We start from the raw sequence: 26,025 nt of genomic DNA on the forward strand, positions 1-26,025 counted from the left end.
GGAGGCAACCATGACTGCGACCCAACACGTCACCACCACCCAATCGCATCTGTCGGTCGTTCAGCCGGACGGCCGTGCCGGCTTCGGCGAACTGCGCGCCGAGCTGCACGCCCGCAGCGCCGACCGTGACCTCGTCGCGCTCTGGTCGCGCCTGAAATACGCCGAGCGCCGTGCGGTGATCGCCAGTGCCGGTATGCAGCCCCAGGACACCACGCGCGACATCGGCCGCATGAGCCAGACCGAGCGCAACGCCATTCGCGCCGCCATCGGGCGCATGAGCCGCTACGCCCAGACCCTCAACGACCAGCTCGGTACCGATCGGCACGACCACCCCAGCCGGGCGCTGGCCGCCATGGCCCGCCGCGCGCTGGACGCCGGCGACAGCCGCGGCGCCAAGCACTGGCTGGAACTGATCGAGCGAGGCGCGAAGTGAGCGCGCTCGAGCAATCACGCCAGTTCGGCACACCGGATTGCCTCAAGTGGCGTCAGGCCTTCTTCGATCGCCTGCCGTCACTGGCCGAGGATCTGGCCGCCGGGTTCGTCCACGTCGCCAGCCGCCACGGCAATGCGGCAGGCAACACTTGGCTTCGTCGGCATGAGAACCGCTTCATTGACCCGGAGCGCGTATTCCATCGCTTCGAGCTGCTCGCCAACGACCTTCGCCGAGCGTTTGTCGAGATCCGCCGTCAGGGTTCAAGCACGACAGGCCTATTGGCCGCGTGCGACTGGCTGGCCGATGTCGAGAAGCGCTTGATGGTAGGCACGCTCAACACGACCCAGGACGATGATGCGCTGTGCGACTACGCCAGGGCCCAGGCGGTCGGCGTCGAGGATGTGCGCAACAAGTTGATCGGCAGCATTGCGAGCCATAACCGACGCCTGCGTCTCGGTCTACTGGCCCCTCCCCGCCGGCTACGGGGGATCGAGGGTCAATCTACCTCGGCTCGCGCGCGTCATGTCGCCCGGATGATCGCGGCATCACGCAACGCCCTGACGCCGCTGGCGCCGAGTGTGCCGTTGATGGCCGTTTTTCAGTGGGAACGCGCCCCGGTGATGAGCATCGCCGTGGCCGACGAGATGGCATTGACACAAGCGCGGGACCGAGCACGCCGCCACAGCATCACCCCGCCAAGCCCCAAGATGAAGCGGGCCGAACAGTTGGCCAGGCTGGGCTGCGAGAAGTGGTGGCGCCGGCAGTTACGCCGAATCGCCGGCCGCCGCATCGAGCAGGTCATGCGCGGGGCCCGCCGTGTCCACAAGCGGGCGGGCATCTACTGCAGCAATTTGACGATCACCCGTCGACGCTCGCAGAAGATCCGCACCCGTTCCTTGCTGGAGATGTTCGAGGCGATCAACCAGGACGGCCAGACCTATACGCTCGCCGAACTGGCAGAACTAGGGCTGGCGAACCCGGATCACCGCCGCGCGGAACTGATGTTGAGAATCAGTGATACCGAAGCCGAGGCCAATCGCCTCGGGCATGTCGGGCTGTTCTACACCATCACCACGCCGTCGCGTTTCCATCCGGTAATGGAGCACAGCTCACGACGCAATCCGAAGTACGACGGCAGCACCCCGCGCGAGGCGCAACATCACCTGCAGAAGCTCTGGGCCCAAGCCCGCGCGTCACTCGCTCGCGATGGGCTGGCGATCTACGGCATACGTGTCGTCGAGCCACACCACGATGGCACCCCACACTGGCACCTACTCGTCTGGGCGAAGCCGGACCATGTCGAGGCCGTCACCGAGACGCTACGCAGCTACGCCGAAGCGGAATCGCCGAATGAGCTGTTCGACCGCTTCGGCCAGAGGACCACGGCGCGATTCAAGCTCGAGATCATCGATCGCGAGAAAGGCACCGCCGCTGGCTATATCGCCAAATACATCTCCAAAAACATCAACGGCCAGCAGTTCGCCCGCGATGGCGTCGAAGGCGACCACCTCGACAACTATGGCCACGACCTCGCCGACGTGGCGCCGCGAATTGAGTCGTGGGCCGCGTGCTGGGGCATTCGTCAGTTCCAGTTCCTCGGCCTGCCCAGTGTCACCGTCTGGCGCGAAGTCCGCCGGCTGACCGAACAGCAGCAGGACGAGCTGCAGGCGTGGGAAGACGCCACCCAGCCGCGCGCCTCCATCGCGCGGGTTCTGCACCAGATCCGTGATGCCGCACTGGGCGGCCATTGGGATCAGTTCGTCCGCCTGATGGGCGGCCCGAACACGCCCCGCAAGGATCAACCGATCAAGCCCTGGTCGATCCCCGCCTTCCGAACCGGTGCCGTCGATGACGAGTTCAGCCACGCCACCGGCGAGGTGACCAAGAGCATCGTCGAGCGCGGCCGCTACGGCGACGAGATCAAGGTGCCCAAGGGCTTGGTGGTGAAGGACCACAAGGGCCGCACCGCCGAATACCTCACCCGCCTGTATCGCTGGGACGTTCGGCCCAAGCGCGGGTTTTCAGGGGTTGGGGGTTCCGATCGCGGCGAAGCCGGATCGGCTTGGACTTGTGTCACTAACTGTACGGACCCCGGCACGGGGGCCGGCCAAAGCCTTGTTCCCAGGGGGCTTCTGACCCCGAAAGAACTCACCCCGGAGGAGTTGGAGGCCCAACTCCAACGCTATCGAGCGTGGCGCGCCAGCGAAAACGTCAGGCAGGAGATGGAAGACGCCGATCTCGAGCACCGAATGATTCAGGCCGCCGTCCGGCGGCACAAAAACCACGCCCCGCCTGAGTGGCAGGGCGTGCCCGAGTATTTCCCGGAAGGGATCTGATAGGAGACCGACATGACTCATCAGAGGACGAGTAGACCCCGCTGGATCGGCGTCGATACGGCCACGCCGCGCGGCACTTTGCAGGACGCCGGCGAAGTCGCGGTGGTCTCGCCGAACGCCGGCGAGACCCGCCACCGCTATGCCCTGGTCATCGCTTTCGACAGCGAGGAAGCCTTGCGCCAGGCCGTCACCAATCACCGCTGCGCGTACCGCGACAGCCAACAATTCCAGGAGCTGAACCATGGCTGATATCACGAGCGTCACCGTCGAAGAAAAAACCAAGATCTGCGTGAGCTGTGGAGAGGATTTCCCCGCAGACCGAGAGTTCTTTTACGGCGATCGTCGCCAGCCGGATGGTCTGAGAAGCACCTGTAAAGGCTGCTACAGCGAGTTGCCGAGCGTGCAAAAGCGAATCAAGGAGCGCGCCCATGGCTGATGCAGCAGACAACGCCGGTGCCGTCATCGAGCACCACCTGAGCAACGCCCTCGCCCGCCATCGGTTGGCAGTGGCCATCGCCGGCGCGATAGACATCGACTGCGAGGAATGCGGCACCGAGATACCCGAGGCCCGACGCCAGGCCGCGCCCTGGGCAACCACCTGCATCGACTGCCAGTCGATCCGAGAAGCGAGGGGCCGTCATGTTCGTTGATCTGAGCAAGCTGGCCAGCTTCATTTTGTGGATCGCCGGCGTGGTCATCGCCAAGGGATTCTGGTCGACGTTCTTTGCAGTCGTGATACCGCCCTACGCGTGGTACCTGGCGGTCGAGAGCCTGCTTCAAGTCTGGGGGGTGATATGAACAAGAGCTACGACGAGCTGTGCCAGGAAGTCGCGCTGTTGCATGAAAACCTGACGGACGCCGCTCGAGCCATCGACAAAGCGCGGACCCAAGGAACGCGGCTCGAGAATCAGCTCCAAGCATCCAACGCGATGCTGCGCGAAGCACTCGAACTGGGCGAAGAGTTCAACGCCCGCTGCCGAGTACTGGAGGCGGAGAATGCCCGGCTGAGGGGTGCCGGTTCTTGAATGACCGGCACGACTCGCGATCAACAAGCTTCGAGAGACAAACAGGAGAGACCTGATGACCAACCCGGAGATGTACACGACAACCGACCTCTGCGACCGCTACGGCCGCTCACCGGATACGCTGAAGCGGTGGCAGACTTCTCGCGGTTTTCCTCGGCCGGTGGTTCAGGGTGGCCATGGTGCGCAATCGCGTTGGCGTCGCGCCGACGTTACTCGCTGGGAAGATCGCCAGACACAATCCGCATGACCCGCTCATGCCAAAGCCGATACGCCGTAGCCTGCTCCTCGAGATAGTCGTAACGATCGTAGACCTGCCAGACGCCCGGCAGAACATGGCCCAGCATAATCTCGCAGACGTGAGGCTCTGCAAGCTGGGACCAGCGTGTCCGGGCGGTCTTGCGCAGGTCATACATCGACCAGTGCGCCATCTCGATCCCCATCTGATTCTTCGCGACGCCGAGCACGGCATAGGGAAAGCTCAGCACCGATCGATCACCCAGTGGGACCGCTTTCGACTCGCCGCTGAAGAGCCGATCGGGCACGAGAGATAGCGACATCGCCTGCCGGATCAGCGGTGCAACTTCGGCGATAATCGGTCGCCTGAGAGATTTTCCCGTCTTCCGTCCCGTCTTATGCCGCTCCGGGGGTATCTCCCACACCCCTGCATCGAAATCGAACTCGCGCCGCTTGGCGCCGACCAGCTCGCCTGGGCGGGAGCCGTATAGCAGCGACAGCTTCACGAACAACTTGGAGCGCAACGGCATCCGCGACCGCTCCAGGGCGTGCCAGAGTACCCACAAATCGCGATCCGTCAGGACTCGCCCCGCCACACGTTTACGGTTCACTCGTAGGTCTTCGGCGGCCGAGATCGACGCCAACGGCTGCTGGGCGATCACACCCCGTTTGGCACCCCACTTGTGGGCCTGCTTCATGTTCGAGAGCACCCGCTCAGCGATTCTGGGCTTGGCCAGGGCGAGATCCTCGAGCAACTCCATCCACATCCGCAGCGTTGTCTGGTCGGCCGGCAATGTGCCGAGGGTGGGAAACACGTGCAGCTCAAAGCTACGCAGGATCTCCCGCGCACCGGCCTTCTGGGGCTCGCAGTAGCGCCCGTACCAGTCCCGTACCAGCGTTTCGTTGGTGTGAGCCTCCGAAATCGACGCCTGTTCTATTTTCCGCAGTAACCTGGGGTCATGGCCCTGCTCCAGCTGAGAACGCCGCTTCAACGCCTCTTCTCGAGCCTGCTTAAGCGTCATCGCCGGGTAGCTGCCCAGATCCATTCGCACCGGCTTGCCGCCATAACGAAACCGCATCTGGAAGACGACCTTGCCGGAACGCGTGGCGCGCGCCCCCATACCATCGCGGTCCGCCTTCTCCGTTGGCGTCTCGCGCGGCTTGCGGTGTGCGGCCTTCAGCCAGGCATCGGTGAGCGGCATGTGTACATACTCCAGTCTAGAAGGCATTCCGAGCACGAAGTATGTACACAGGTGCGTACACATTTCTAGCGCATGGCTGACAGAATCAGCGCGATACAGTGCGGGTCAGAACGAGCCAGAACGGCGATAAAGGCTTGAAATTATAGGGTTTAGCGGGATTCAGCGGCAGGCAGTGCGGGGAGGTTAAGCGTCAATGTGGGCGATGATCGAGAAGTTGCGGATGAACTTCAGTTGCTCGTTGCTTGCAGCGTCTGCCATTTAAGCCTTACCGGTAATTTGTACGCGCGCAGTCCACACGGTGGCACTGTTGCCGAGAAAACGCCGATGGTGTCGTTCTCTTCCAGCGTGCGGTCGATGACGAATGTGGCGCATTGTACCGACATGACCGAGGCAAGGACAGCAACAAGCCCAAAGCACACGGCCCCGCCGAAGCGGGGCCGTGTAGCGGACAGCCATGGGCTGCCGACCGATGCCGGTCAGCCTTTGGCCTTCAGCCGCAGCGCCACGAACAGCGAATTGCCATCGCGCACGATACGTACCGGAATGGCACGATTATCGTCCGCCTTCTTGACCGCATCGATCAGTTGATCGGCACTCTCGACCGGCTTCTGGTCGAAGCCGACGATCACGTCGCCCGGCTGGATCCCGGCTGCTGCGGCCGCGCCCCGCGGATCGACACGGCGAACGAGCGCTCCCTTGTCGATATCCAGCTGCTGCTTTTCCTGATCGCTGAGATCGCTGATCGCGATTCCGAGCTTGGTCTGATCGTCGGAAGACTGCGAGGACGGCGCCCCATCGGCACTCATCTCTTCCGGCCAGTCGCCGACGGTGACGTCCACTTCGCGCTTGTCACCATCGCGCATGATCTGGAGCTTCACTTCGTCTCCCGGGGCCACCTGGCCAATCAGACGCGGCAGGGTCGTGGAGTCGTCGATATCGGAGCCATCGGCACTGAGGATGACGTCACCCGCCTTGAGACCCGCCTTCTGCGCCGGACTGTCGTCGGTGACATCTGACACCAGCGCACCGCTGGTACCATCGAGGCCGAACGACTCCGCGAGATCCTTGGAGACGGGCTGAATCACGACACCCAGCCAGCCCCGGCTGACGTGACCTTCGGTACGCAACTGATCGGCCACGTTCATGGCGACGCTGATCGGGACCGCGAAAGAGAGCCCCATGAAGCCGCCGCTCCGGGTGTAGATCTGCGAATTGATACCCACCACTTCGCCGTCGAGATTGAACAGCGGGCCGCCGGAGTTGCCCGGGTTGATGGCGACGTCGGTCTGGATGAACGGCACATAGGTCTCGCTCGGCAGCGTCCTGTTGATGGCGCTGACGATACCAGCCGTTACCGAGTGGTCGAAGCCGAATGGCGAACCGATGGCGGCCACCCACTCGCCGGCTTCGAGATCATCCGAGTTGCCGATCTTGAGCGTCGGCAGGTCGTTGGCATCGACTTTCAGTAGGGCCACATCGGTACGTGGATCCGAGCCCACCAGCTTGGCCGGCAGCTCGCGGCGATCGTTGAGCCGTACCGTGATCTCGTCTGCATCCTTGACCACATGGGCATTGGTCAGGATGTAGCCGTCCTTGCGAATGACGAATCCGGAGCCCAACGACTTGCGTTCCTCCTCGCCCTGAGGCATCCCGGGCATCGGCGGCATCTGGTCACCGAAGAAACGGCGGAAAATCTCGGGAACATCCTGCTGGCCATAGGGCCCGGCGGGCGCGCTGACGCTGCTGGTCGTGGAGATGTTGACCACGCCGGGAGCAGCCTGCTTGACCAATTCGGTGAAATCCGGCAGCTCGCGCGCCTGAGCGGCCTGGAAAGCGCACAGAGTGACGACCATCAATAGCCACGGAGCGAACCATCTTGTCATGCGTTCCATTAAACACTCCTAAACACTGGAAAAAGACTCGGAGAGTCACACGTTGAACAGACCGATGCCCAAGGGGTAAACGTCATGCAAGAACCTCGCGCATCGAATCCACGCCACACCTGGAGTCAGGAAAAGGCGACACTCTCATTGATAATAAAAGGCGGCAAGAGTTCAACGGGATGTAAAGTTTCTTTGCGGCGACAACCGCCGCCGTCCCGGTATCGACCGTGGCGGTCGCCGGCTCACGAGCCTGAAGCGGGGAGTTCGACGCTATCGTTTTCCTGCGCTCCCGACGCAGCGCCTGTCACACTTTCGCCGCGGTCGTCACCTTCCCCCCACGTCACGCTCGAGGCGATACGCGCGAGCACTTCCGCGGGCGCCTCGCCCAGCACCAGTATCTGCATTGGCCTGCCCTGATGGATAACGTGGCGAACCGCGGCGTAGGAAATGCCCAGACGATGGATGCCCGCCAGTAGCGGGCGCCGATCCCCCGCAAGGGGTTCGACGAACAGACTGATGCTGGTCAAGCCATCGCTATACATCCGATGCTCTGCTCGTGCGTTCTGGCGTGGACTGTCGGGGGGGATCGGCTGCGGCGTGAAACCGTCCGGCAACCATTGCGCCTGCCAGGGCGACTCGCCAGGCGACTGGCCAGGGCCCAGGCGCAGCGTGTGGGGGTAAAGCGAGGGGTTCTGCAGTTCGGTGATCTGGAAGGTCTCGAGAATCTGGCCGTCGACGCCGATCATCTCGCGCTTCAACGGCAGCGATGTCTCGCTGTCAAGCCACAGTCGGAAGCCGTAGCGAAAGGCATCCTGCGGCTCGATATCGAGACGCCAGGCCGAACGACCCGCAATGCGCTCCAGCTCCATCGGCTGAAGTTGGTAATGCGCCGCGACTTGCGCGGTCAAGGCGCCCGGTGCGACCCCCGCGGTGAAATCCAGCGCAGTCTGGCTCAAATCCTGGCCAACGCTGCCCTGCTTCCTGACCGCGACGGGCGGACCATCGAGAAATCTGGCGATCTCGGTCTCGACGCCGTCCTCCACCCGATGGATCAGGCTCAGCGTGCGCACGCCGTCGTAGCTGATGCGCACCGCTCGCGCCTGGAAGTTGTAGCAGTGACTCGCCCAAAGGCTCCGCTGGAACAGTGCCTTCGGCGCGGGATCGTCGCTTTCCGAGGCCAAGTGGCGACAATCGAAACTCTCCGCGGCTGGTTGAGCTTCATCCTGCGCCAGTGCAACGCTCGGCAGCGTGCCCAGACAGATTGCCGCGGCCCCTAGGTAGTACCGAACCATCAACGCACTTCCGTAGCTCCAGCTTCGCCCCCTTGCGCGGACAGCGAGCCAGGCGTGCGAAGTAGCGGCATCCAGTTGTCACCCGTGCTGTAGGCGGCACCGACCGAATGGCGCTCGAGATAGGATTGCAGCGTCTGCGCTTGCTCGAGATCGACATTGGGCGACTGACGGGCATTCGGCGACAGGAACATCGGCTGCATGACCTGCTCGCCGACGGTCATAACACCGTTACCACTCCCCAGCCCACTACCACCCAGGGAGTAGGGCAAGCCACTGGATACCGGCGCCTGCATGGAAGCCTGCATCGCACCGCCCTGACCACCGGACGCGGCGTCGACTGCCAACGACGCTTCCACGTCGCCGCCCCGCGAGGCGCTCCCGCCGCTCGCCGCGACATCGGAAGCCGTGGTGGTGTCGCCCTCGAACCGGCCGTTGAACACCTGGACACCGGTGATCACCATCAGCGATACCGCCGCCGCCACGGCGGCGCCGCCCATCATCGAGAAACTGTGACGTTTGCCGGCCTGAACGGCAGGCTCCTGGACCGGCACCGGCTCGTCCGCCAGCGCCGCCATCACGTCGCCGGAGATATCGATATCGACGATCGCATCTCGCTCACGGCGCATCATGCTGCGCGCCAGATGGTAGCGACGCCAGGTATCGGACTCCTGCGACGAGGTGCCCAATGTCTTGAGTACTCGTCTCAGATCGAACTCGTCGGCCTCGTCGTCCATCAATGCGGAGAACGATTCGTGTACCTGCTTCATAGTCACACCCTCACACTCGCCTTGCGGCTTGCCACGTGTTGAATGACGGCGACACCCAGGGCAGCGCCTGGAGACCTGTCATTGCAGCCGGCTCGGGCCGTAATGCGCCAGTCTCGCTCTTTCGCCACCGGTGTTGATCGCCTGCCGCGTCACCGGTCGACGACACCTTGGCTATCGCCTGCACCCCTATGACGACAGAAACCGGCAACAGTTCATTTTCGATTCATCTTTCGCCATCCCATCGCCGACCGGACCGGTTCGCACGCTTGCGCCAACGGGACTCAGGACCCATTGACAGCGTTCTGGGCGCCATGTTCCAGCAAGGGTTCGATATGCTTGTCGACCGCTTCTCGCGCCCGGAAGATTCTCGAGCGGACGGTGCCCACGGGACACTCCATGATCGTGGCGATATCTTCATAGGAGAGGCCATCGAACTCACGCAACGTGATCGCGGTGCGCAGGTCGTCGGGCAACTGTTCGATGGCCGCGAACACGGCTGATTCGAGCTGGTCGCGGGCGATGGCGGCTTCCGGTGACTCGATATCCGACAGCCGCCCGCTCTGGTCGACGATCTCGGCATCACTGATGTCCAGATCGCTGCCCGGCGGCCGTCGCCCTCGGGAGACGAGATAGTTCTTCGCCGTATTGATGGCGATTCTATACATCCAGGTATAGAAGGCGCTCTCGGCGCGAAAACTGCCCAACGCGCGATACGCCTTGATGAAAGCTTCCTGCGCCACATCCTGCACCTCGGAGTGGTCCTGGACGTAGCGGCTTATCAGCCCGAGAATCTTGTGCTGATATTTCTTTACCAAAAGATCGAAGGCCCGAGTATCTCCCTTCTGCGCGCGCTCGACGAGTTGCTGATCGGTCTCTCGAACACCCATTCAGCGCCTCCCCGAACGACTGGGGACGGGACGCGGCAGAGCAGAACAACGATGACGACTATGGTGACTGGGAGACAATACGCTCATGATCCAACCTGGAGCCCCTGGGGCTCGCGATTCAGTGACAGGCGTGCAACTTATAACAGAAACGAAGGATTAGCACGCGAAGCCGGCCCAGTGTTGCCGTTTTGGCCCCCTCCATCAAGCCACCCGTTTTCCGCCCGATTCCCGGGAGACGGCGTCAGCCGGGCGCGCAAAGTTGATTTTTGCACCCTTGAACCTCCATAGTACGCGCTTCACGCGCAGTCACTACCAGAGCCAACGGGTCCCAGCATGTCGGAACAGCAGGTCAACAATCTCAACGTTCTCTCCCAGGATCTCCTGATTACCCCGGAAGCGTTGAAGCAGAACATCCCACTTTCGGAATCCGCCGAACGCACCGTCATCGAAGGTCGCCAGACCATCCAGCGTATTCTCGATCGTGAAGATCCTCGCCTGCTCGTCGTCATCGGCCCCTGCTCGATCCACGACCCGGACGCGGCCCGCGATTACGCCCGGCGCCTACGCAAACTGGCCGATGCCGTCAGTGACAGCCTTTATATCGTGATGCGCGTCTACTTCGAGAAGCCCCGTACCACGGTGGGGTGGAAAGGCCTGATCAACGACCCGCACCTCAACGACTCGTTCGAGATCGAAGAAGGCCTGCATATCGCTCGCCGGCTGCTGGTGGACCTGGCCGAGATCGGACTGCCGCTGGCCACGGAGGCGCTGGACCCGATCTCGCCGCAATATTTGCAGGACTGCATCAGCTGGTCCGCGGTGGGCGCCCGCACCACCGAATCCCAGACTCACCGCGAGATGGCCTCCGGTCTCTCCGGCCCGGTCGGCTTCAAGAACGGCACCGACGGCAGCCTCGACGTCGCCGTCAATGCCCTGCAGTCAGTGGCGAGCCCGCACAATTTCCTGGGTATCGACCAGGCCGGCCAGGTCGCGGTGATTCGCACCCGTGGCAACGCCTACGGACATGTAGTACTGCGCGGTGGTAACGGCAAGCCCAACTACGACAGCGTCAGCGTCACCCTCGCCGAGCAAGAGCTGCACAAGGCGGGGCTGAAGGCCAACCTGATGGTCGACTGCTCCCACGCCAACTCCAACAAGGATCCGGCGCTGCAGCCATTGGTGATGGAGAACGTGACCCACCAGATTCTCGACGGCAACCGCTCGATCATCGGGTTGATGATCGAGTCGAACATCGGCTGGGGGAGCCAGAAGATGCCCGAGGACCGCAGTCAGCTCCAGTATGGCGTGTCGATCACCGACGCCTGCATCGACTGGCCAACCACGGAACGGACGCTGACGCAGATGGCGGAGCAGCTCGCGGCGCCGCTGCGCGACCGCCAGCAGTCCGACGACTGATCCATTGTCGGTAATCGATCGCCCGCTGGGATCGATAGAGTGAAAACGCCCGATNNATCGGGCGTTTTCACGACGACAGATTTTCACGCCGACAGAGGCCTCGCGGCCAGCGATCAGTTTCTTGCCGGCTCGCCCGCTTCCACCCCGTCGATCTGACGGCGAAACGGTGGTAGCGCATCCAGCAGCGCCTTGCCGTAGCGACGCGTCACCACGCGCCGATCCAGCAGCGAGATGCGGCCGCTGTCGTTCTCCTTGCGAATCAGCCGCCCACACGCCTGGACCAGCTTGATCGACGCATCCGGTACCGAGATCCGCATGAACGGGTTGCCGCCCTGGCTCTCGATCCACTCGGCCAGCGTGGCACCGACCGGGTCGTCCGGCACCGAGAAAGGCAGCCGGGTGATCACCACGTGGGTCAGATAGCGCCCCGGGAGGTCGATCCCCTCGGCGAAGCTCGCGAGACCGAAGATCAGGCTCCCCTTGCCGGCGTCGACGGCAACGCGATGACGTTCCAGCAGCTCTCTTTTCGGCAATCGATCCTGGGAGAGCAGGCGCGAGGCCCACGGCTCCTCCAGCGCATCGGCGACACTGCGCAACTGCTTGCGCGACGAGAACAGCACCAGTACCGCCTCATCTTCACTCAAGCCCTCGATGAACTGGACGATCGAGCGGTCGTGGGCCATGGCGTCCCCCGGCTCGACGGCCTCCCGCGGTACGCTGAGAATCGCCCGCGAGTAGTCGAACGGACTCGGCAGGCGCTGATAGCGGTAGCGGTTGGCCAGCCCCGCCCGCTCCTGAAGTCGTTCGAAGCGGTTGAGCGCCGTCAGCGTGGCCGAAGTCACCACCGCGCCATAGCAGCTCCCCCAGAGGTAACGGGCCAGGGTTTCCGCCGCCGACACCGGGCTGGCCGAAAAGGTGAGCTCCGGCTCCCCGGCGAAGTGCTGGAACGTCAGCCAGCGCGCCTGCGGCACCTGCCCTGCCGGATCCGGCTTGGCCATGGCGGACCACAGCGAGTGCGCCTCCAGGGCGCGACCATGGAGCAGCGCCGTCAGCGGCAGCCAGGGTTCCGCCTGTTCGCGCGCAAGCCCGGTGGATTTATCCGGGTCGAGGCTCTCGCGCAGGATATCGCTCATCGTCTCGAGATCCCGCGACAGCTCGGCGAAGGGAATCACCAGTTGCTGGGCGAGATCGGCCAGCGGGGCCGGCGCCTTGCCATTGGGAAACCGGAAGTGCTGCGTCTCGTCGCCGGCGCCGGCGTCCAGACCCGCGATCCGATGCCCCATGGCATAGACGTCACCCAGCCGCGGCTCCAGCGCCGCGATTCGCTCGGTGAAAGTCGCCAGCAGCCGCGCCAGCGTCGGCTGAGCGCCCAGCGCGGTGTTCAGTTCGGTCAGCGACTTCTTCAGGGTGCGCAGCCAGCGCAGCGCGCCGTTGACCCCGAAGCGATGGTAGAAATGGTCCAGCGCCTTGTCCGGCAGATGATGCCCTTCGTCGAAGACGTAGATGCAATCCTTGGGCGCCGGTAGCACCATTCCTCCGCCCAGTGCGAGATCCGCCAGCACCAGGTCATGGTTGGCGACGATGATGTCGGCCTGTTCGAGATGTCGGCGCGAACGGAAATAGGCGCAGGCGCCGAAATGCCCGCAGCGGCGATTGGTGCACTGGCGGTGATCCACGGTCAGCCGACGCCAGTCCCGGTCATCGATGGCGACCGGCCAGCTGTCGCGATCCCCTTCCCAGTTGCCGGAAGCGTAGGTATCGGCCATTTCCTGAATCAGCTGCGGAAAGTCCCCGCCCGCATCCGTGGCGATGGTCTGCTCGAACAGCGACAGCGTCGGGTTGGGCTCGGCGCCCTCCAGAGCCTGATCGAGCTTGGCCACGCACAGGTAGCGCCCGCGCCCCTTGGCCAATGCGTACTCGAAGTCGAGGCCGCTGTGGGTCTTGAGCATCGGCAGGTCCTGATTGAGCACCTGCTCCTGCAGCGCCACCGTGGCAGTGGCGATCACCAGCCGCTTGCCACGGGCCTTGGCCACCGGCAGCGCCGCCAATAGATAGGCGAGCGTCTTGCCGGTCCCGGTGCCCGCTTCCAGCACGCAGACGTGTTCGTTGGAGGTCCGGTGCCCCTGCTCGTCCCGCTCGATCGACGCCAGCGTGCGCGCGATCTCCGCGATCATCAGGCGCTGGCCGTAACGCGGCGTGAGCTCCAGCCCTTCGAGCACACGCCGGTAAGCCTCCTGGATTTCCTGCTTGAGGGATTCGTCGAGCATGCGCTTTCCGGGGCGGACTATCGGAGGTGAGATCGCCCACCGGCGGTGGGCGATTGCCACGAGACGACCACGTCGTCCGACAAAATCGATTGAACCACGGCGCCGGGCGACGGCGCCATCGGCTCACGACATCATGGACTCGGGCGGATGCTCGCAGGGGAGCTTGCCGTTGATATAGTTTTCGATCTCGGGCAGCGAGAAGGCGTCTTCCTCGCCGACGAAGCTGATCGACACGCCCTTGGCGCCGGCACGGCCGGTCCGACCGATACGGTGGACGTAATCCTCGGGATCTTCCGGCAGCGTGAAGTTGATCACGTGACTGACATCCTCGATATGGATTCCGCGTCCAGCGACATCGGTGGCCACCAGCACGGTGACTTCGCCTTCGCGAAAGCGCTCGAGCGTCTTGATGCGCTGGTTCTGGGGCACGTCACCGGAGAGCATGGCGGCGTTGATGCCCTGGTCACGCAACAGTTGATCCAGCTCGCGCACCAGGTCGCGACGGTTGCCGAACACGATCACCCGCTCCATCGCTTCCTGACGGACCAGGTTGAACAGCAGTTTGCGCTTCTCGTTGTCGCTGACCAGATAGACGCGCTGATCGATGTTGGCGGCGTTGTCGTGGGTCACTTCGATCTCGACGTGAGCGGGATTCTGCGTCCACTGCTCCGAGAGATTGAGGATATCCGGGGTGAAGGTCGCCGAGAACAGGAAGGTCTGGCGCTCCTCGCGCTTGGGCGTGTAGCGGATGATGCGCTTGACGTCCGGAATGAAGCCCATCGACAGCATGCGGTCGGCCTCGTCCAGGACCAGCACCTCGACCTGGGACAGATCGATGTCCCGCTTCTGTTGGAAGTCGAGCAGGCGCCCCGGGGTGGCCACCAGAATATCCAGGTTCTTGCTCAGCTGGTCGCGCTGCTTCTGGTAGTCCATGCCACCGACGACACTCGCCACATGCAGTGACGTGAAACGGGACAGCGCCTTGGCGTCCTTTTCGATCTGCAGCGCCAGCTCACGGGTCGGCGCGACGATCAGCGCACGCGGGGTCCCCGGCTTCTGGCCATCCGGCGCTTCCTCTTCCAGGAAGTAGGCCAGCATCGAGATCAGGAATGCGGCGGTCTTGCCGGTGCCGGTCTGCGCCTTGCCGACGACGTCGCCACCGAGCAGCGTGTGCATCAGCGCTTCGGCCTGAATCGGCGTGCAGTACTCGAAGCCTTCGGCCTGGATCGCTCGCATCAGCGGGTTCGGCAGGTCGAAATCGTGGAATCGCCAGCGTCCGGCAACGGGCTCGACCTGAAACTGCTTCAGCGACCAGCCCGAAGTGTTCCGCGACTGCGATTTACGTGGCTTGCGCCGACGCCGCTTGGGTCTGCGGTTCTGTGCCGGGGCCTGGGTGTTGTCAGACTCACTCATAGTTATGACGAATGTCCGAAATCGATTGACGGTTTGACTCGCGAGAGCCGGCGCTGTCCGTACCGGAGGCCGGTAGCACCGTGATCGGCGCGGCGGGAGGGGTGTTCACGCCTCCAGGGCGAATCCTCGACGCGACGAGTGACGATCTCGCGCAGAGACCACCCGGCGCGAGCCGACGGTATTGTACCAGTCTCACCCGCCAACGTCGCGAGCCCAGTCGATCAACGTCGCGAGCCCAATCGATCAACGTCGCGGGACCCCGTCGATCGAGGTTGCCGGCCCTGGCACACCGGGTGTGCGGGTCTGGTTCGGGTATTCGATGGCAGGCGCTGCGCTGGCTGTTAAACTATCCGCCATTCAATCGCTCTCGATTACCCGCCAAGAAGCTCATAGGTCGCGCGCATGACTCGCAGAAAAAAGACCCGGTCGCTGGCCGACAAGGTGACGATCCGCACCGGCAAGCGCAAGGATTACCGCCGCTGGCGCCATGACAATCCCGACGAAGTCGCGCCGTCGCGCCGCTACGTCGACAAGAAGACCCAGCAGCGCAAGCTGCAGGCTGAGCGAAAGCGCCAGCGCCAGAGCGCCCCGGCACTGCCCCTGCACAAGCCCGCCAGCGACGACAAGGATTCCGACTGATGCGCCTGGTTTCTTTCAACATCAACGGCATCCGGGCGCGGCTTCACCAGCTCGAGGCGCTGATCGCGACGCACGCGCCGGACGTGATCGGGCTGCAGGAGACCAAGGTCCAGGACAGCGAGTTTCCCAGGCAAGCCGTGGAGGCGATGGGCTATCACGTCCATTTTCACGGCCAGAAGGGACACTATGGGGTCGCCATGCTGACCCGGTCGGCACCGGCGGCCGTCCACTACGGACTGCCGGACGACGGCGAGGACGCGCAGCGCCGGCTGATCGGCGTGACGTTGACCATGAACGACGGTCAGCCCATCACGGTGTGGAACGGCTACTTTCCCCAGGGCGAGAATATCGCCCACCCCACCAAGTATCCCAACAAGCGGGCGTTCTACGCCGGTCTCAACGACTTGCTCGAACAACGCCATCGACCCGACGAGCGGGTGGCGATCATGGGGGATTTCAACATCTCCCCGGCGGACATCGACATCGGCATCGGCGAAGAGAACCGCAAGCGCTGGCTACGCGAGGGCAAGACCAGTTTCCAGCCGGAAGAGCGTGAGTGGCTTGCACGCCTGAAGGCGTGGGGGCTGGAAGACAGCTACCGGCGCTGCCATCCCGACAGCACCGATTTCTTCAGCTGGTTCGACTACCGCTCCAAGGGTTTCGACCGTGAGCCCAAGCGCGGGCTGCGGATCGACTACATCTTGGTAACCGAGCCCCTGGCGAGTGCGACTCGGCGGTCCGGAATCGATTACGACCTGCGCGGCATGGAAAGGCCGTCCGATCACGCACCGGTATGGAGCGAGTTCGATCTCGACTGAGGGGATGTCGATCTGATTGGCATCGGCAGCAACGACGACGCCCCGGAACTCGGGGCGTCGTCGATAGAAGCCGTCGGTGGCCGAGTCGAAGAGCGGTGGAAAACCGCCGCTCGTCAGCCCAGTGAGTCCAGCCACTGCTGGGCCTGGGTCACGCCGGCGGCCTTGGCCTGGCGAAAAGCCTCCCGCGCCATGTCACGGCGATCGAGCTGGGCAGCCGCGATACCCTGCAGCAGCCAGTCGCGTCCCGACACCTCGCCACCCGCCTGGCGCAGGCTGGAGAGCGCATCCAGCGTCGTCTGCCACTCGCCCCAGCCGTAGGCGACCTCCGCCAGCTGTTGCCAATCCTGCCCGCGACCGGTCCGCTCTGCCAGTGCGCGCCAGGCCGCCAGCGCCTCATCATGGCTGCGAGCCGCCGTCCAGGCCTGCGCCAGCAGCTTGAGATTGCCGGCACTGGTTTCGAGCCGACCGGCGTCCAACCACTGCGCCAGATGCTCGGCGGCACGGGCCGGCGTACCGCCGGCGATATGCAATTTGGCCAGTTGCCGCAGATCGTCTTTCGAGACCAGCACGCCACGGCGCCAGCCGCTCTCCCAGATCGCCGCGGCCCGGCCATTATCGCCGGCTTGCTGGGCCAGGCCCGCGGCGCGGCGCCAAACGTCCGGCGAATCTTGGTCACTGCCCAGCAGCGCCAGGGCGTCGTCGAAACGCCCACTCTGTTGATAGACCGTGCTCGCCAACTGACGCTGCGACGAGCTCCAGCCTTCGCTGCCGGATTCCCGCAGGCGATCGAGCGACTGGCTGGCCGCTGTCCAGTCGTCGAGCGACGCCCGCGCCTGGACCAGCAGCCAACGCGAGGCATCGTCACCGCCGCTGCGCTCGATCCAGTCGGTAAGCAGGTCCGCGCCCTCCCGCGCCTGGCCGGCGCGGAGACGGAGACGCGCTTCCTGCTGCAACCAGGCGAGCCGGCGAGCGGCGGGGACACCGTCGATACGCCGCGCCTCGGCAAACTGATCCGCCGCCGTGGCATCCTCGTGGCGACTGGCATTGGCCGTGGCAGCCAGTTGCAGGAACAGCGCCCGCGCCCAGCGGTCGGCGGCGTTGCCACCTTCGAGACGCGAGGCGGATGCCGCGGCCCGCGAGGCCACCGTCGCATCGTCACCGGACTCGAGCTGCGACTGCATCGATTGCAGCGTTCGAATCATGTCCGGGCGCAGCGCCGGCCCCTCCGCCTGCGCCGGCGAAGCGCTACCGAAGCCGACCAGGCCCGCTGCCACCAGCGCCAGGCAGCACCTGCCCAGACGGCGAACCCTCGTCGAACTCATCATCAGCCCTCCAACTGGAACTGGATACGCTGAGTGGCGCGCCGCACGTCGTCGGCCGGCGGGAACCGCCACTGCGATACCGCCTCTTCCACCGCACGATCGAAGACATTGGCCGGGTCGGCATCGATCACCCGCAAGCTGCCGGTGTCGACACGCCCATCCGGTTGAATGATGAAGCTGACCTCGACGTAGCCTTCCATGCCGCGACGACGCGCCCGCATCGGGTAAGTCGGATTGACTCGACTGGTCGGCTGCAACTGACCGACGTCACGTGGCGATGCCTGCGTACCCCGGGGCGGCTGCTGGGGTGCCGGATTGGGCTGCGCTGGCGCATCCGCCGGCTCGGACGAGGCTTCCGGCTGCGGCGTGGCCTCAGCCACTGTTTCCTGCGTCGGCCGGGGCTCCGGCTCGGGGCGAGGTTCCGGTTCGGGCCGGGCTTCGCTCAGCTCGGGCAGTGTCTCGTCCAGCGTGACGTCCGGAGTCTGCATCGGCGGAGTCTGCGGCTCGGGAACCTCCACCGCGCTAGGCGCTTCGGCTGCCGGTGGCGGTGCTGCCGCGGGCGGCGGCGGTGGCGCGCTGGGCGGCGGCAACGCGGGAGATGTCGGCGTCGGCTGCGCCGGGTCCGGCTGCGGCGCGTCGACCATCGAGATCGCCGTGGGCGTGACGATCTGGGTACGATCCGGCGCCGGCGGTGCCACCAGCAGCGCCAGTAGATAGAACAGCAGCAGCGCCAGCAGCGCACCACCCGCCAGACCGGCCAATCTGCGCATCAGCCGGCGTCCCGATTGGCGGCCACGGCAACGTTGTCGACCCCGGCCTGATGAATCCGATCCATCACCTGGATCAGCAGGCCGGTGGTAGAGTTCTTGTCGGCCTGGACCACGACGCTGCCATCGCCCGAGACCAGTTGCGCCACCCGCGCACCGACACGGTGGGCATCCACGGCTTCGCCATCGACCCACACCGCGCCTTCACCGGTGATCGCAACCAGCACCTGGGTGTCCTGCCTAGCCGTCGCCTCGCTGGACTCGGGGCGCTGGATCTCGACGCCACTCTCCTTGATGAAGCTGGTGGTGACGATGAAGAAGATCAGCATGATGAAGACGACATCCAGCATCGGCGTCAGGTCGATGCCGGTCGAATCATCACTCGCTTCCCGCAAGCGGCGCCTACGCATGAGAGTCCTCCACGGCGCGGGCCATGCGGTCGTGCAGCCGCTGGTCCTCGCGTCGAATGATCTGTTCCAGCCGGGTGACGAACAGCAGGCCGACTACGGCAACCGCCATTCCGCAAAGCGTCGGCAACGTGGCCTGGGCAACGCCATCGGCCATCGCCCGCGCCTGATTGCTCTCGGTCAGTGCCAGACTGTCGAATACCTGGATCATCCCGGTCACCGTCCCCAGCAATCCGAGCAAGGGGCAGATCGCAATCAGCAGCTTGAGCCACGGCACCGGCAGGCGCAGCCGGGCGATCAGTTCGCGCGTCCACACTTCGCGCAGTGTCAGCGCACTCCAGCTCGAGTGATCGCGACGCCGAATCCAGGCGTCGATCAACACCCGCCGGGCCCGGCGATGGGTAAACTGCCAGTAGAACAGCCGTTCCAGTGACATCGCGAACAGCGCCATGGCTACCAGCATGATCACCACCAGCACCTCACCGCCGGCGCCGATCAGCCAGCGGATCGGCTCAAGCGTGAGCACCATGACGACGCTCCTCGGCGTGGGCAACGGCAGCGGTTTCGGCTTCGAGATGCTCGGCGAGCACGGCGCTGGCGCGACCTTCCAGCAAGCCGATCAGACGCCGGCTCCGGCTGTTCAATGCCGTATTGACGAACAGCAACGGCACCGCCGTGATCAGGCCCAGCACCGTCGTCACCAGAGCCTGGCTGATGCCACCCGCCATCAGTTGGGGGTCGCCGGTACCGAATACCGTGATCGACTGGAAAGTCACGATCATCCCGGTCACCGTACCCAGCAGTCCCAGCAGCGGCGCCACCGCGGCGATCAGCTTGACGATCGGCTGCCCCCGCTCCAGACGAGGCTGTTCCGCCAGCATGGCCTCATCGAGACGAGCTTCCAGCGCTTCCGGAGCATGATCGCGACCCAACGCGGCGAAACGCGCGAGGACCCGTCCCAAGGGATTGTCGTCACGCAAGGTATCTGGAGACTGCATCTGGCGACGCATTCTCGCGCTGACCTGCAGCAGATAGACGTACTGGACCAGCGCCACCAGTAGCCCGATGAGCCCCAGCGCCACGATCACGTAGCCGACGTAGCCACCCTGTTGAAAGCGCTGCCACAGCGTGGGCTGCTGAGACAGCGCATCGAGCACGTCGCCGTCGGTGGGGTCGATCACGATCTGGTTGCCGTCGCCCTGCTGGAACGCCTTCAACGCCTGACGAGCGTCGCCCGGCGTCGCCGCGAACACGGAGAGACGGCCATCGTCACCCTTGCGCTGCAGCAGATCGCCGTCGCTGAAGGCGACGGTATCGCCCAGCCGGACCACTTCACGCTGGCTCACGTCGCCATCCTGACCCGCGACGGGCGCCTGGAACCGCACCCCGCGCCCGCTCTCCGCGACCAGCCCAGCCAGACTCTGACGTACGCGTTCGAGAGTCGGCAGATCGACGAGGTCGCGATCGTCGAGACGCGGCGGCAGCGTCGCATCGCCACCGACGGTCAGCCAGCTCTCGGCGAGGGCATCCCGAAGCTCGCTGGCCTGCTGCTTGACGATACCGGAGATATCGCCGATATCCCCGGCATCCTGGGCGCGCTGCTGACGCAGATCGGCCAGTTGCTGCTGCTGGTCCGACTGACGCGCCTCCAGCTCATCCCGCCGGGCCTGCGCCTGCTGCAGGCGTTGCTCGGCATCGGTGACCGCCTGCTGCAACGCCTGGCGATCGTCCAGCAGCGCCTCCAGCCGCTGGCTATCACGCTGTTCGGCGGCTTGGCTGTCGGAGCGGAACCTGTCGAGCACCTGCTGCATCGAGGACGCGGTATCACTCGTCGCATCGCCTGCCGCGGCGCCAGACTGGGCGCTGACGGTACCGGGCAGCAGCGTGATCGCCGCGAGGGGCAGCACCAACCACCATGAATGACGCCTCATGACTGGCCCTCCGTTGCTGATCGCCCCGCGCCGACCACCAGCGAGGCCGGCAGTTGGAGCAGCGCAGGCGCGCTCTGATCCTGAGCGATTCGGATGCCGCGGCGGACCTCGTTGATCTGATCGCCGTTCAGCGCTTCCCAGTTACCGTTGGCAACGCTCCAGACTCCGCCGGCGCGATCGTCCGGGGTGACGTAGTACCAGCCGGTGCGACCGACGCGCAAATAATCGACCTCCCTCGCCATCTGGCTGGCCTGGCCGGCGGCCTCGGATTGCGCTCCCTCGAGCGGTCCGCTCCATTGATCCATCTCCCGCCCGTAGGCCAGCTCGGCACGCCAGGCGGAAAAGATACGCTGCAGCTTGTCGGCCTGGGAGGCGTCATCGCGAGACAGCATCTGCTCCAGGTCGTCGACGCGGGCCAGTCGCTCGTCACGCAGGAACGGCATATCCGCTTCGATCATCGCCCGCAGTTGTCCGACCATCTGGCGCATCTCGCCCGGCAACGCCTCGCGGGTCACGGAGATCTGCGCGAGCGCCTGCTTTTCGGCATCGATCCGCTTGGCCTGGTTATCGACGACCGGCGCCAGTTCGGCGTTGTAGCTCTCCAGTCGATCGGCCTGCTGATCGGCCTGGCGCAGGCGCTGCAGCGCCTCGCGGGTGGCGTCGTCGGCGTCGTCGATGCGCTGCTGGAGCTCGGCCTGGGTCTGCTGCGCCTGGATGCTGGCCTGACTCAGCGAGTCCTGGGCAAGTGTCGTGCTGGACGCACTCACACTGATGGCGGCGAGGCAGAGGACCAACACATACCCACCTCTTGTTCGCGGGAAATGGAGCACCACGCTATCTCCTTGCGGATAAGCCGTAACGACGAGGCGGTAAAGAGCGCCGCCGGGTCGGCGGGATGACGAGATTGAATTCGACGCGACACGCTAATACAAACAAGAACAATTATCAATCCACATCCGCGCTACCCCGCTCTCTCGGACGCCTGGCGCTGAGACAAGGCTTGCTGAATACGGCGCGCGATCCCCGGACACGAAAAAGCCGATGCCACTGGGCATCGGCTTTTTCACCACCGCGATTTCACGATGACGGGACCGTGGCTTCTGTCCCCGTTCGGGCAGGAGCTCGAACCGATCACCGGCGAGGCCGGGAACCTACGAGAGCACCACCTGGAAAATCCCGATTTTCTACAGCTTCTGTTCCCGCTCGGGAAGAATCTCGAACAGGTAGCTAACCAGGCCGGGAACCCTCGAGAGCGCCACCTGGAAGATCCCGATCTCCTACAGCTTCTGCTCCAGCTCGGGCAGGATCTCGAACAGGTCGCCCACCAGGCCATAGTCCGCCACCTGGAAGATCGGCGCCTCGTCATCCTTGTTGATGGCCACGATCACCTTGGAATCCTTCATCCCGGCCAGGTGCTGGATCGCTCCGCTGATCCCTACGGCGATATAGAGGTCGGGGGCGACGATCTTGCCGGTCTGCCCGACCTGCATGTCGTTGGGCACGAAGCCGGCATCGACGGCGGCACGCGAGGCACCGATCGCCGCGCCCAGCTTGTCGGCGATACCATCGAGGAGCTTGAAGTTGTCACCGTTGCCCATCCCGCGACCGCCGGAAATGACGACACGCGCCCCGCCCAGCTCCGGACGTTCGTTCTGGGCCAGCTCCTCGCCGATAAAGCGCGACAGCTCGCTGGAGACCACGATATCCAGGGCTTCGATGGTGGCGCCACCGCCCTCGGCCACGGGATCGAACGCCGTGGTGCGCACCGTGATCACCTTGAACGCATCGCTGGACTGCACCGTGGCGATGGCGTTGCCGGCATAGATCGGCCGCTTGAAGGTGTCGGCGCTTTCGACGCTCAGAATCTCGGAGATCTGGGAGACGTCCTTGAGCGCGGCGACGCGCGGCAGCACGTTCTTGCCTTCGGTGGAGGCCGCGGCCAGCACGTGGCTGTAGCCGTCGGCGAGCTTGACCAGCAGGTCCGCCAGCGGCTCGGCCAACTGGTGGGCATAGACAGGGGCGTCGGCCACGCGAACGCACGAGACGCCGTCGAGCCTGGCGGCCGCCTCGGCAACGCCGGCAACGCCGGCGACGCCGTCACCCGCAACCAGAATATCGATATCGCCGCCGATCGCCCGGGCCGCGCCCACGACGTGGGCAGTACCGGCAGCGAGCTGACCGTCGTGATGTTCGGCGAGAACCAGAATGCTCATCTCATCCGCTCCTATCAAAGCACTTTGGCTTCGTTCTTGAGTTTGTCGATCAGCTCATCCACGGAGCCCACCTTGATACCGCCCTTGCGCTCGGCCGGCGTTTCGACCTTGAGCAGCGACAGCCCGCTGGCGACGGTCACGCCAAGCGCTTCCGGCGTCCGGGTGTCGAGCGGCTTCTTCTTGGCCTTCATGATGTCCGGCAGCTTGGCGTAGCGCGGCTCGTTCAGGCGCAGGTCGGTGGTGACCACGGCCGGCAGCTTAAGCGCGACGGTCTGCAGGCCACCGTCGATCTCGCGGGTGACGCGAACTTCACCCTCCTCGACCCCGTCGCCGAAAGCGACTTCGGAAGCAAAGGTGCCCTGCCCCATATTGGCCAACGCCGCCAGCATCTGACCGGTCTGGTTGTTGTCGGTGTCGATCGCCTGCTTGCCGAGAATGACCAGGCCCGGCTGCTCCTCGTCGACGACGCCCTTCAGCAGCTTGGCGACCGCCAGCGATTCGACGCGCTCTTCGGTCTCGACGTGGATAGCGCGATCCGCACCCAGCGCCAACGCGGTACGCAGCTGTTCCTGTGCGGCCTTGGGGCCGACCGTGACGGCGACGATTTCGGTGGCGACGCCCTTCTCCTTGAGCCGAACGGCCTCTTCCACCGCGATCTCGCAGAACGGGTTCATGGCCATCTTGACGTTGGTCAGATCGACATCGGTGTGATCCGGCTTGACCCGGATCTTGACGTTGTAATCGATGACGCGTTTGACCGCGACGAGTACTTTCATGGGTGTCCTCGCTGGCTATTGACAGACCGACCCGGCAGGCGTCGGCCGACATCGACGATTGGCGGCCCTGACCGTGGCTCGATGCCGGATAACAGAACGTCGGCGGAGACAGAATCACGCCGACGCCGGCCGGGGTCAACTCGACGCCCCTCGCGCCCCAGGGTGGTGCACCACGGGGACAGCAATGGGCGAAAAATGCGATGATAGCGCATCGACGGCACCGTGCCGAAGCAGCACCTTCGCATAAGGCCAGCGCCGGTTGGCATAACGACAACCCTCTGGCTAACGTAAGGCCATAACAAACGACGGTCCATCACCGTCGACGAACGGACCGGGCAGGCGGCGCGACGTGCGCCCTGCCAGCAAGCGAGGAGATCGGGTTTGGAACGTGAATCCATGGATTTCGATGTAGTCATCGTCGGTGCAGGCCCCAGCGGGTTGTCGGCGGCGTGTCGCCTGATGCAGCAGGCGAGTGACGCCGGACGAGAACTGTCGGTCTGCGTGGTCGAAAAGGGATCGGAGGTAGGTGCACACATTCTCTCCGGCGCGGTGTTCGAGCCGCGGGCCCTGGCCGAACTCTTTCCCGACTGGGCAGAGCGCGGCGCGCCGCTCAACACGCCGGTGCTGCGCGATGAACTCTACCTGCTGAAGGACGCCGGCAAGGCGCAGAAGTTGCCCAACGCCGTGGTGCCGAAGTCGATGCACAACACCGGCCACGGCGGCGACGGCCCCGCCACGAAGAACTATGTCATCAGCGCCGGCAACCTCTGCCGCTGGCTGGCCGAGCAGGCCGAAGGACTGGGCGTCGAGATCTTTCCCGGCTTCGCCGCGCAGCAGCCGATCATTGACGAGGAGGGCATCGTTCGCGGCATCATCACCGGCGACATGGGGGTCGCCGCCGACGGCAGCGAAACGGCCAATTACATGCCAGGCATGGAACTTCGCGCCAAGTACACGCTGTTCTGCGAGGGGGCCCGTGGCCATATCGGCAAGCAGTTGATCGAGCGCTTCGGTCTCGATGCCGATCGCGACCCCCAGCACTACGCCATCGGCTTCAAGGAGCTGTGGGACGTGCCCGCCGAGCAGCACGAGCCGGGTCTGGTGCTGCATGGATCCGGCTGGCCCCTGGATGACAAGGACCACGGCGGCGACAGTCACGGCGGCTGGTTTCTCTACCACGGCGACGACCAGCAGGTGATGGTGGGACTGATCGTCGACCTGGCCTACCGCAACCCGTATCTCTCGCCCTTCGACGAATTCCAGCGCATGAAGCATCATCCCCTGCTGGCGCGTCATCTGACCGGCGGGAAGCGCGTGGCCTACGGCGCCCGCGCCATCACCAAGGGCGGCGCCAACTGTCTGCCCAGGATGACCATGCCCGGCGCCCTGCTACTGGGCTGCAATGCCGGCACGCTCAACTTCGCCAAGATCAAGGGTATCCACACCGCGATGAAGTCGGGGCTGGTCGCGGCGGAAACCGTGTTTGCCGCCCTCGCCGCCGGCGACGAGGGCGGCAAGGAGCTCACCGATTTCACTTCGGCCTGGGAGTCGAGCTGGGCGTGGCGGGAGCTCGAAGCCAGCCGCAGCTTCGGCCCGGCCATTCACAAGTTCGGCACCGTGGGCGGCGGCGCTTTCAACTTCGTCGATCAGCTGCTGGGCGGCAAACTGCCCACGCAGCACGACACCACCCCGGACCACCGCCTGCAGACCGCGGCGGAGTCGTCGCCGATCGACTACCCCAAACCGGACGGCAAGCTGTCGTTCGACAAGCCCTCGTCGGTGTTCCTGTCGAACACCAACCACGACGAGAATCAGCCCTGCCACCTCAGGCTGAGCGACCCCGATATCCCGATCGAGAAAAACCTGCCGGAATACGCCGAACCCGCTCAGCGCTACTGCCCGGTGGGCGTCTACGAGGTGGTCGAGGAGGCGGGCGAGCCCCGGTTCCGGATCAATTTCCAGAACTGCATCCACTGCAAGACCTGCGATATCAAGGA

General features: G+C 64.7%; 26 protein-coding genes. 11 read left to right on the forward strand and 15 right to left on the reverse strand.

Annotated features, from left to right (window positions below):
• Positions 1–10: 10 nt before the first annotated feature.
• The 7 genes from DOM56_RS12710 to DOM56_RS12735 are packed head-to-tail and all read left to right on the forward strand — an operon-like array spanning position 11 to position 3,794.
• Positions 11–433 (forward strand): hypothetical protein, encoded by a 423-nt coding sequence (locus DOM56_RS12710; RefSeq protein ID WP_110709261.1) that lies wholly within the window; start codon positions 11–13, stop codon positions 431–433.
• On the forward strand, positions 430–2,769 hold the full coding sequence (locus DOM56_RS12715; protein WP_110709263.1) for a replication endonuclease: 2,340 nt from the start codon (positions 430–432) through the stop codon (positions 2,767–2,769). The genes DOM56_RS12710 and DOM56_RS12715 overlap by 4 nt, the downstream gene beginning before the upstream one ends.
• Before the next feature lie 12 nt (positions 2,770–2,781).
• Positions 2,782–3,018: a hypothetical protein gene (locus tag DOM56_RS12720; RefSeq protein ID WP_110709265.1), complete on the forward strand. Its 237-nt coding sequence runs from the start codon at positions 2,782–2,784 to the stop codon at positions 3,016–3,018.
• On the forward strand, positions 3,011–3,205 hold the full coding sequence (locus DOM56_RS12725; protein WP_110709267.1) for a hypothetical protein: 195 nt from the start codon (positions 3,011–3,013) through the stop codon (positions 3,203–3,205). Before DOM56_RS12720 ends, DOM56_RS12725 begins: the two co-directional genes overlap by 8 nt.
• A complete protein-coding gene (locus DOM56_RS12730) occupies positions 3,198–3,419 on the forward strand; it encodes a TraR/DksA family transcriptional regulator (RefSeq protein WP_110709270.1) in 222 nt (73 codons plus the stop codon). Before DOM56_RS12725 ends, DOM56_RS12730 begins: the two co-directional genes overlap by 8 nt.
• Complete coding sequence (locus DOM56_RS19845) at positions 3,409–3,567, forward strand: hypothetical protein (RefSeq protein WP_198655760.1); 159 nt, start codon at positions 3,409–3,411, stop codon at positions 3,565–3,567. Before DOM56_RS12730 ends, DOM56_RS19845 begins: the two co-directional genes overlap by 11 nt.
• Positions 3,564–3,794 carry a hypothetical protein gene (locus tag DOM56_RS12735; protein ID WP_110709272.1) on the forward strand — a complete coding sequence of 77 codons (231 nt, stop codon included), beginning with the start codon at positions 3,564–3,566 and terminating at the stop codon, positions 3,792–3,794. The genes DOM56_RS19845 and DOM56_RS12735 overlap by 4 nt, the downstream gene beginning before the upstream one ends.
• Positions 3,795–4,003: 209 nt before the next feature.
• On the opposite strand, the gene DOM56_RS12740 is transcribed toward DOM56_RS12735, so the two are convergent.
• The 5 genes from DOM56_RS12740 to rpoE form a co-directional block, all read right to left on the reverse strand.
• Positions 4,004–5,230: a site-specific integrase gene (locus DOM56_RS12740; RefSeq protein ID WP_110709274.1), complete on the reverse strand. Its 1,227-nt coding sequence runs from the start codon at positions 5,228–5,230 to the stop codon at positions 4,004–4,006.
• A gap of 476 nt (positions 5,231–5,706) precedes the next feature.
• Entirely contained in the window at positions 5,707–7,122 is a 1,416-nt protein-coding gene (locus DOM56_RS12745; protein ID WP_110709276.1) for a DegQ family serine endoprotease, read from the reverse strand.
• Positions 7,123–7,355: 233 nt separating this feature from the next.
• The gene (locus DOM56_RS12750) at positions 7,356–8,405 is read right to left on the reverse strand and encodes a MucB/RseB C-terminal domain-containing protein (RefSeq protein WP_110709278.1); all 1,050 of its coding nucleotides are present in this window, start codon (positions 8,403–8,405) and stop codon (positions 7,356–7,358) included.
• Positions 8,405–9,172, reverse strand: a complete 768-nt coding sequence (locus DOM56_RS12755) for a sigma-E factor negative regulatory protein (RefSeq protein ID WP_110709280.1) — start codon at positions 9,170–9,172, stop codon at positions 8,405–8,407. Before DOM56_RS12755 ends, DOM56_RS12750 begins: the two co-directional genes overlap by 1 nt.
• A 281-nt stretch (positions 9,173–9,453) precedes the next feature.
• Positions 9,454–10,059: an RNA polymerase sigma factor RpoE gene (gene rpoE, locus DOM56_RS12760; protein ID WP_110709283.1), complete on the reverse strand. Its 606-nt coding sequence runs from the start codon at positions 10,057–10,059 to the stop codon at positions 9,454–9,456.
• Between the two features lie 333 nt (positions 10,060–10,392).
• Here rpoE and DOM56_RS12765 point away from each other — a divergent pair, with 333 nt between their 5' ends.
• A complete protein-coding gene (locus DOM56_RS12765) occupies positions 10,393–11,475 on the forward strand; it encodes a 3-deoxy-7-phosphoheptulonate synthase (RefSeq protein ID WP_110709285.1) in 1,083 nt (360 codons plus the stop codon).
• A gap of 113 nt (positions 11,476–11,588) precedes the next feature.
• Here the strand turns inward: DOM56_RS12765 and dinG are convergent, their stop codons facing one another.
• Together dinG and rhlB are read right to left on the reverse strand one after the other, a co-directional pair.
• On the reverse strand, positions 11,589–13,742 hold the full coding sequence (gene dinG / locus DOM56_RS12770) for an ATP-dependent DNA helicase DinG (protein WP_110709287.1): 2,154 nt from the start codon (positions 13,740–13,742) through the stop codon (positions 11,589–11,591).
• Positions 13,743–13,865: 123 nt separating this feature from the next.
• The gene (rhlB, locus tag DOM56_RS12775; protein ID WP_110709289.1) at positions 13,866–15,155 is read right to left on the reverse strand and encodes an ATP-dependent RNA helicase RhlB; all 1,290 of its coding nucleotides are present in this window, start codon (positions 15,153–15,155) and stop codon (positions 13,866–13,868) included.
• A gap of 402 nt (positions 15,156–15,557) precedes the next feature.
• Between rhlB and DOM56_RS12780 the strand changes: the two genes are divergently transcribed.
• Positions 15,558–15,794, forward strand: coding sequence for a hypothetical protein (locus tag DOM56_RS12780; protein ID WP_110709291.1), 237 nt, complete (start codon positions 15,558–15,560; stop codon positions 15,792–15,794).
• The gene (xthA, locus tag DOM56_RS12785) at positions 15,794–16,612 is read left to right on the forward strand and encodes an exodeoxyribonuclease III (RefSeq protein ID WP_110709293.1); all 819 of its coding nucleotides are present in this window, start codon (positions 15,794–15,796) and stop codon (positions 16,610–16,612) included. Before DOM56_RS12780 ends, xthA begins: the two co-directional genes overlap by 1 nt.
• A gap of 113 nt (positions 16,613–16,725) precedes the next feature.
• Here the strand turns inward: xthA and DOM56_RS12790 are convergent, their stop codons facing one another.
• The 8 genes from DOM56_RS12790 to DOM56_RS12825 form a co-directional block, all read right to left on the reverse strand.
• Entirely contained in the window at positions 16,726–17,937 is a 1,212-nt protein-coding gene (locus DOM56_RS12790) for a hypothetical protein (RefSeq protein ID WP_232822277.1), read from the reverse strand.
• Positions 17,937–18,704, reverse strand: coding sequence for an energy transducer TonB (locus DOM56_RS12795; RefSeq protein ID WP_110709294.1), 768 nt, complete (start codon positions 18,702–18,704; stop codon positions 17,937–17,939). Before DOM56_RS12795 ends, DOM56_RS12790 begins: the two co-directional genes overlap by 1 nt.
• Positions 18,704–19,111 (reverse strand): biopolymer transporter ExbD, encoded by a 408-nt coding sequence (locus DOM56_RS12800; protein ID WP_110709296.1) that lies wholly within the window; start codon positions 19,109–19,111, stop codon positions 18,704–18,706. Before DOM56_RS12800 ends, DOM56_RS12795 begins: the two co-directional genes overlap by 1 nt.
• Complete coding sequence (locus tag DOM56_RS12805; RefSeq protein WP_110709298.1) at positions 19,104–19,637, reverse strand: MotA/TolQ/ExbB proton channel family protein; 534 nt, start codon at positions 19,635–19,637, stop codon at positions 19,104–19,106. The genes DOM56_RS12800 and DOM56_RS12805 overlap by 8 nt, the downstream gene beginning before the upstream one ends.
• Complete coding sequence (locus DOM56_RS12810; protein WP_110709300.1) at positions 19,621–21,039, reverse strand: MotA/TolQ/ExbB proton channel family protein; 1,419 nt, start codon at positions 21,037–21,039, stop codon at positions 19,621–19,623. The genes DOM56_RS12805 and DOM56_RS12810 overlap by 17 nt, the downstream gene beginning before the upstream one ends.
• Positions 21,036–21,836 carry a DUF3450 domain-containing protein gene (locus DOM56_RS12815; RefSeq protein WP_110709302.1) on the reverse strand — a complete coding sequence of 267 codons (801 nt, stop codon included), beginning with the start codon at positions 21,834–21,836 and terminating at the stop codon, positions 21,036–21,038. Before DOM56_RS12815 ends, DOM56_RS12810 begins: the two co-directional genes overlap by 4 nt.
• 480 nt (positions 21,837–22,316) lie before the next feature.
• Entirely contained in the window at positions 22,317–23,252 is a 936-nt protein-coding gene (locus DOM56_RS12820; protein ID WP_110709304.1) for an FAD-binding protein, read from the reverse strand.
• A gap of 14 nt (positions 23,253–23,266) precedes the next feature.
• Positions 23,267–24,028, reverse strand: coding sequence for an electron transfer flavoprotein subunit beta/FixA family protein (locus DOM56_RS12825; RefSeq protein WP_110709306.1), 762 nt, complete (start codon positions 24,026–24,028; stop codon positions 23,267–23,269).
• A gap of 396 nt (positions 24,029–24,424) precedes the next feature.
• On the opposite strand from DOM56_RS12825, the gene DOM56_RS12830 reads away from it, so the two are divergent.
• A partial coding sequence (locus DOM56_RS12830) for an electron transfer flavoprotein-ubiquinone oxidoreductase (protein WP_110709392.1) occupies positions 24,425–26,025 on the forward strand: 1,601 nt, incomplete at its 3' end.

The organism is Salinicola sp. CR57 (assembly GCF_003206585.1).
GTDB classification, from domain to species: domain Bacteria; phylum Pseudomonadota; class Gammaproteobacteria; order Pseudomonadales; family Halomonadaceae; genus Salinicola; species Salinicola lusitanus.

Excerpts from the sequence above, each read along its gene's own strand:
- DOM56_RS12820 (WP_110709304.1), bottom strand. The coding sequence starts at position 23,252 with ATGAGCATTCTGGTTCTCGCCGAACATCACGACGGTCAGCTCGCTGCC.
- DOM56_RS12755 (WP_110709280.1), bottom strand. The coding sequence starts at position 9,172 with ATGAAGCAGGTACACGAATCGTTCTCCGCATTGATGGACGACGAGGCC.
- DOM56_RS12710 (WP_110709261.1), top strand. The coding sequence starts at position 11 with ATGACTGCGACCCAACACGTCACCACCACCCAATCGCATCTGTCGGTC.
- DOM56_RS19845 (WP_198655760.1), top strand. The coding sequence starts at position 3,409 with ATGTTCGTTGATCTGAGCAAGCTGGCCAGCTTCATTTTGTGGATCGCC.
- xthA (WP_110709293.1), top strand. The coding sequence starts at position 15,794 with ATGCGCCTGGTTTCTTTCAACATCAACGGCATCCGGGCGCGGCTTCAC.
- DOM56_RS12780 (WP_110709291.1), top strand. The coding sequence starts at position 15,558 with ATGACTCGCAGAAAAAAGACCCGGTCGCTGGCCGACAAGGTGACGATC.
- DOM56_RS12750 (WP_110709278.1), bottom strand. The coding sequence starts at position 8,405 with ATGGTTCGGTACTACCTAGGGGCCGCGGCAATCTGTCTGGGCACGCTG.
- rpoE (WP_110709283.1), bottom strand. The coding sequence starts at position 10,059 with ATGGGTGTTCGAGAGACCGATCAGCAACTCGTCGAGCGCGCGCAGAAG.
- rhlB (WP_110709289.1), bottom strand. The coding sequence starts at position 15,155 with ATGAGTGAGTCTGACAACACCCAGGCCCCGGCACAGAACCGCAGACCC.
- DOM56_RS12720 (WP_110709265.1), top strand. The coding sequence starts at position 2,782 with ATGACTCATCAGAGGACGAGTAGACCCCGCTGGATCGGCGTCGATACG.
- DOM56_RS12790 (WP_232822277.1), bottom strand. The coding sequence starts at position 17,937 with ATGATGAGTTCGACGAGGGTTCGCCGTCTGGGCAGGTGCTGCCTGGCG.
- DOM56_RS12825 (WP_110709306.1), bottom strand. The coding sequence starts at position 24,028 with ATGAAAGTACTCGTCGCGGTCAAACGCGTCATCGATTACAACGTCAAG.
- DOM56_RS12735 (WP_110709272.1), top strand. The coding sequence starts at position 3,564 with ATGAACAAGAGCTACGACGAGCTGTGCCAGGAAGTCGCGCTGTTGCAT.
- DOM56_RS12740 (WP_110709274.1), bottom strand. The coding sequence starts at position 5,230 with ATGCCGCTCACCGATGCCTGGCTGAAGGCCGCACACCGCAAGCCGCGC.
- DOM56_RS12800 (WP_110709296.1), bottom strand. The coding sequence starts at position 19,111 with ATGCGTAGGCGCCGCTTGCGGGAAGCGAGTGATGATTCGACCGGCATC.
- DOM56_RS12795 (WP_110709294.1), bottom strand. The coding sequence starts at position 18,704 with ATGCGCAGATTGGCCGGTCTGGCGGGTGGTGCGCTGCTGGCGCTGCTG.
- dinG (WP_110709287.1), bottom strand. The coding sequence starts at position 13,742 with ATGCTCGACGAATCCCTCAAGCAGGAAATCCAGGAGGCTTACCGGCGT.
- DOM56_RS12765 (WP_110709285.1), top strand. The coding sequence starts at position 10,393 with ATGTCGGAACAGCAGGTCAACAATCTCAACGTTCTCTCCCAGGATCTC.
- DOM56_RS12810 (WP_110709300.1), bottom strand. The coding sequence starts at position 21,039 with ATGAGGCGTCATTCATGGTGGTTGGTGCTGCCCCTCGCGGCGATCACG.
- DOM56_RS12730 (WP_110709270.1), top strand. The coding sequence starts at position 3,198 with ATGGCTGATGCAGCAGACAACGCCGGTGCCGTCATCGAGCACCACCTG.
- DOM56_RS12725 (WP_110709267.1), top strand. The coding sequence starts at position 3,011 with ATGGCTGATATCACGAGCGTCACCGTCGAAGAAAAAACCAAGATCTGC.
- DOM56_RS12805 (WP_110709298.1), bottom strand. The coding sequence starts at position 19,637 with ATGGTGCTCACGCTTGAGCCGATCCGCTGGCTGATCGGCGCCGGCGGT.
- DOM56_RS12745 (WP_110709276.1), bottom strand. The coding sequence starts at position 7,122 with ATGGAACGCATGACAAGATGGTTCGCTCCGTGGCTATTGATGGTCGTC.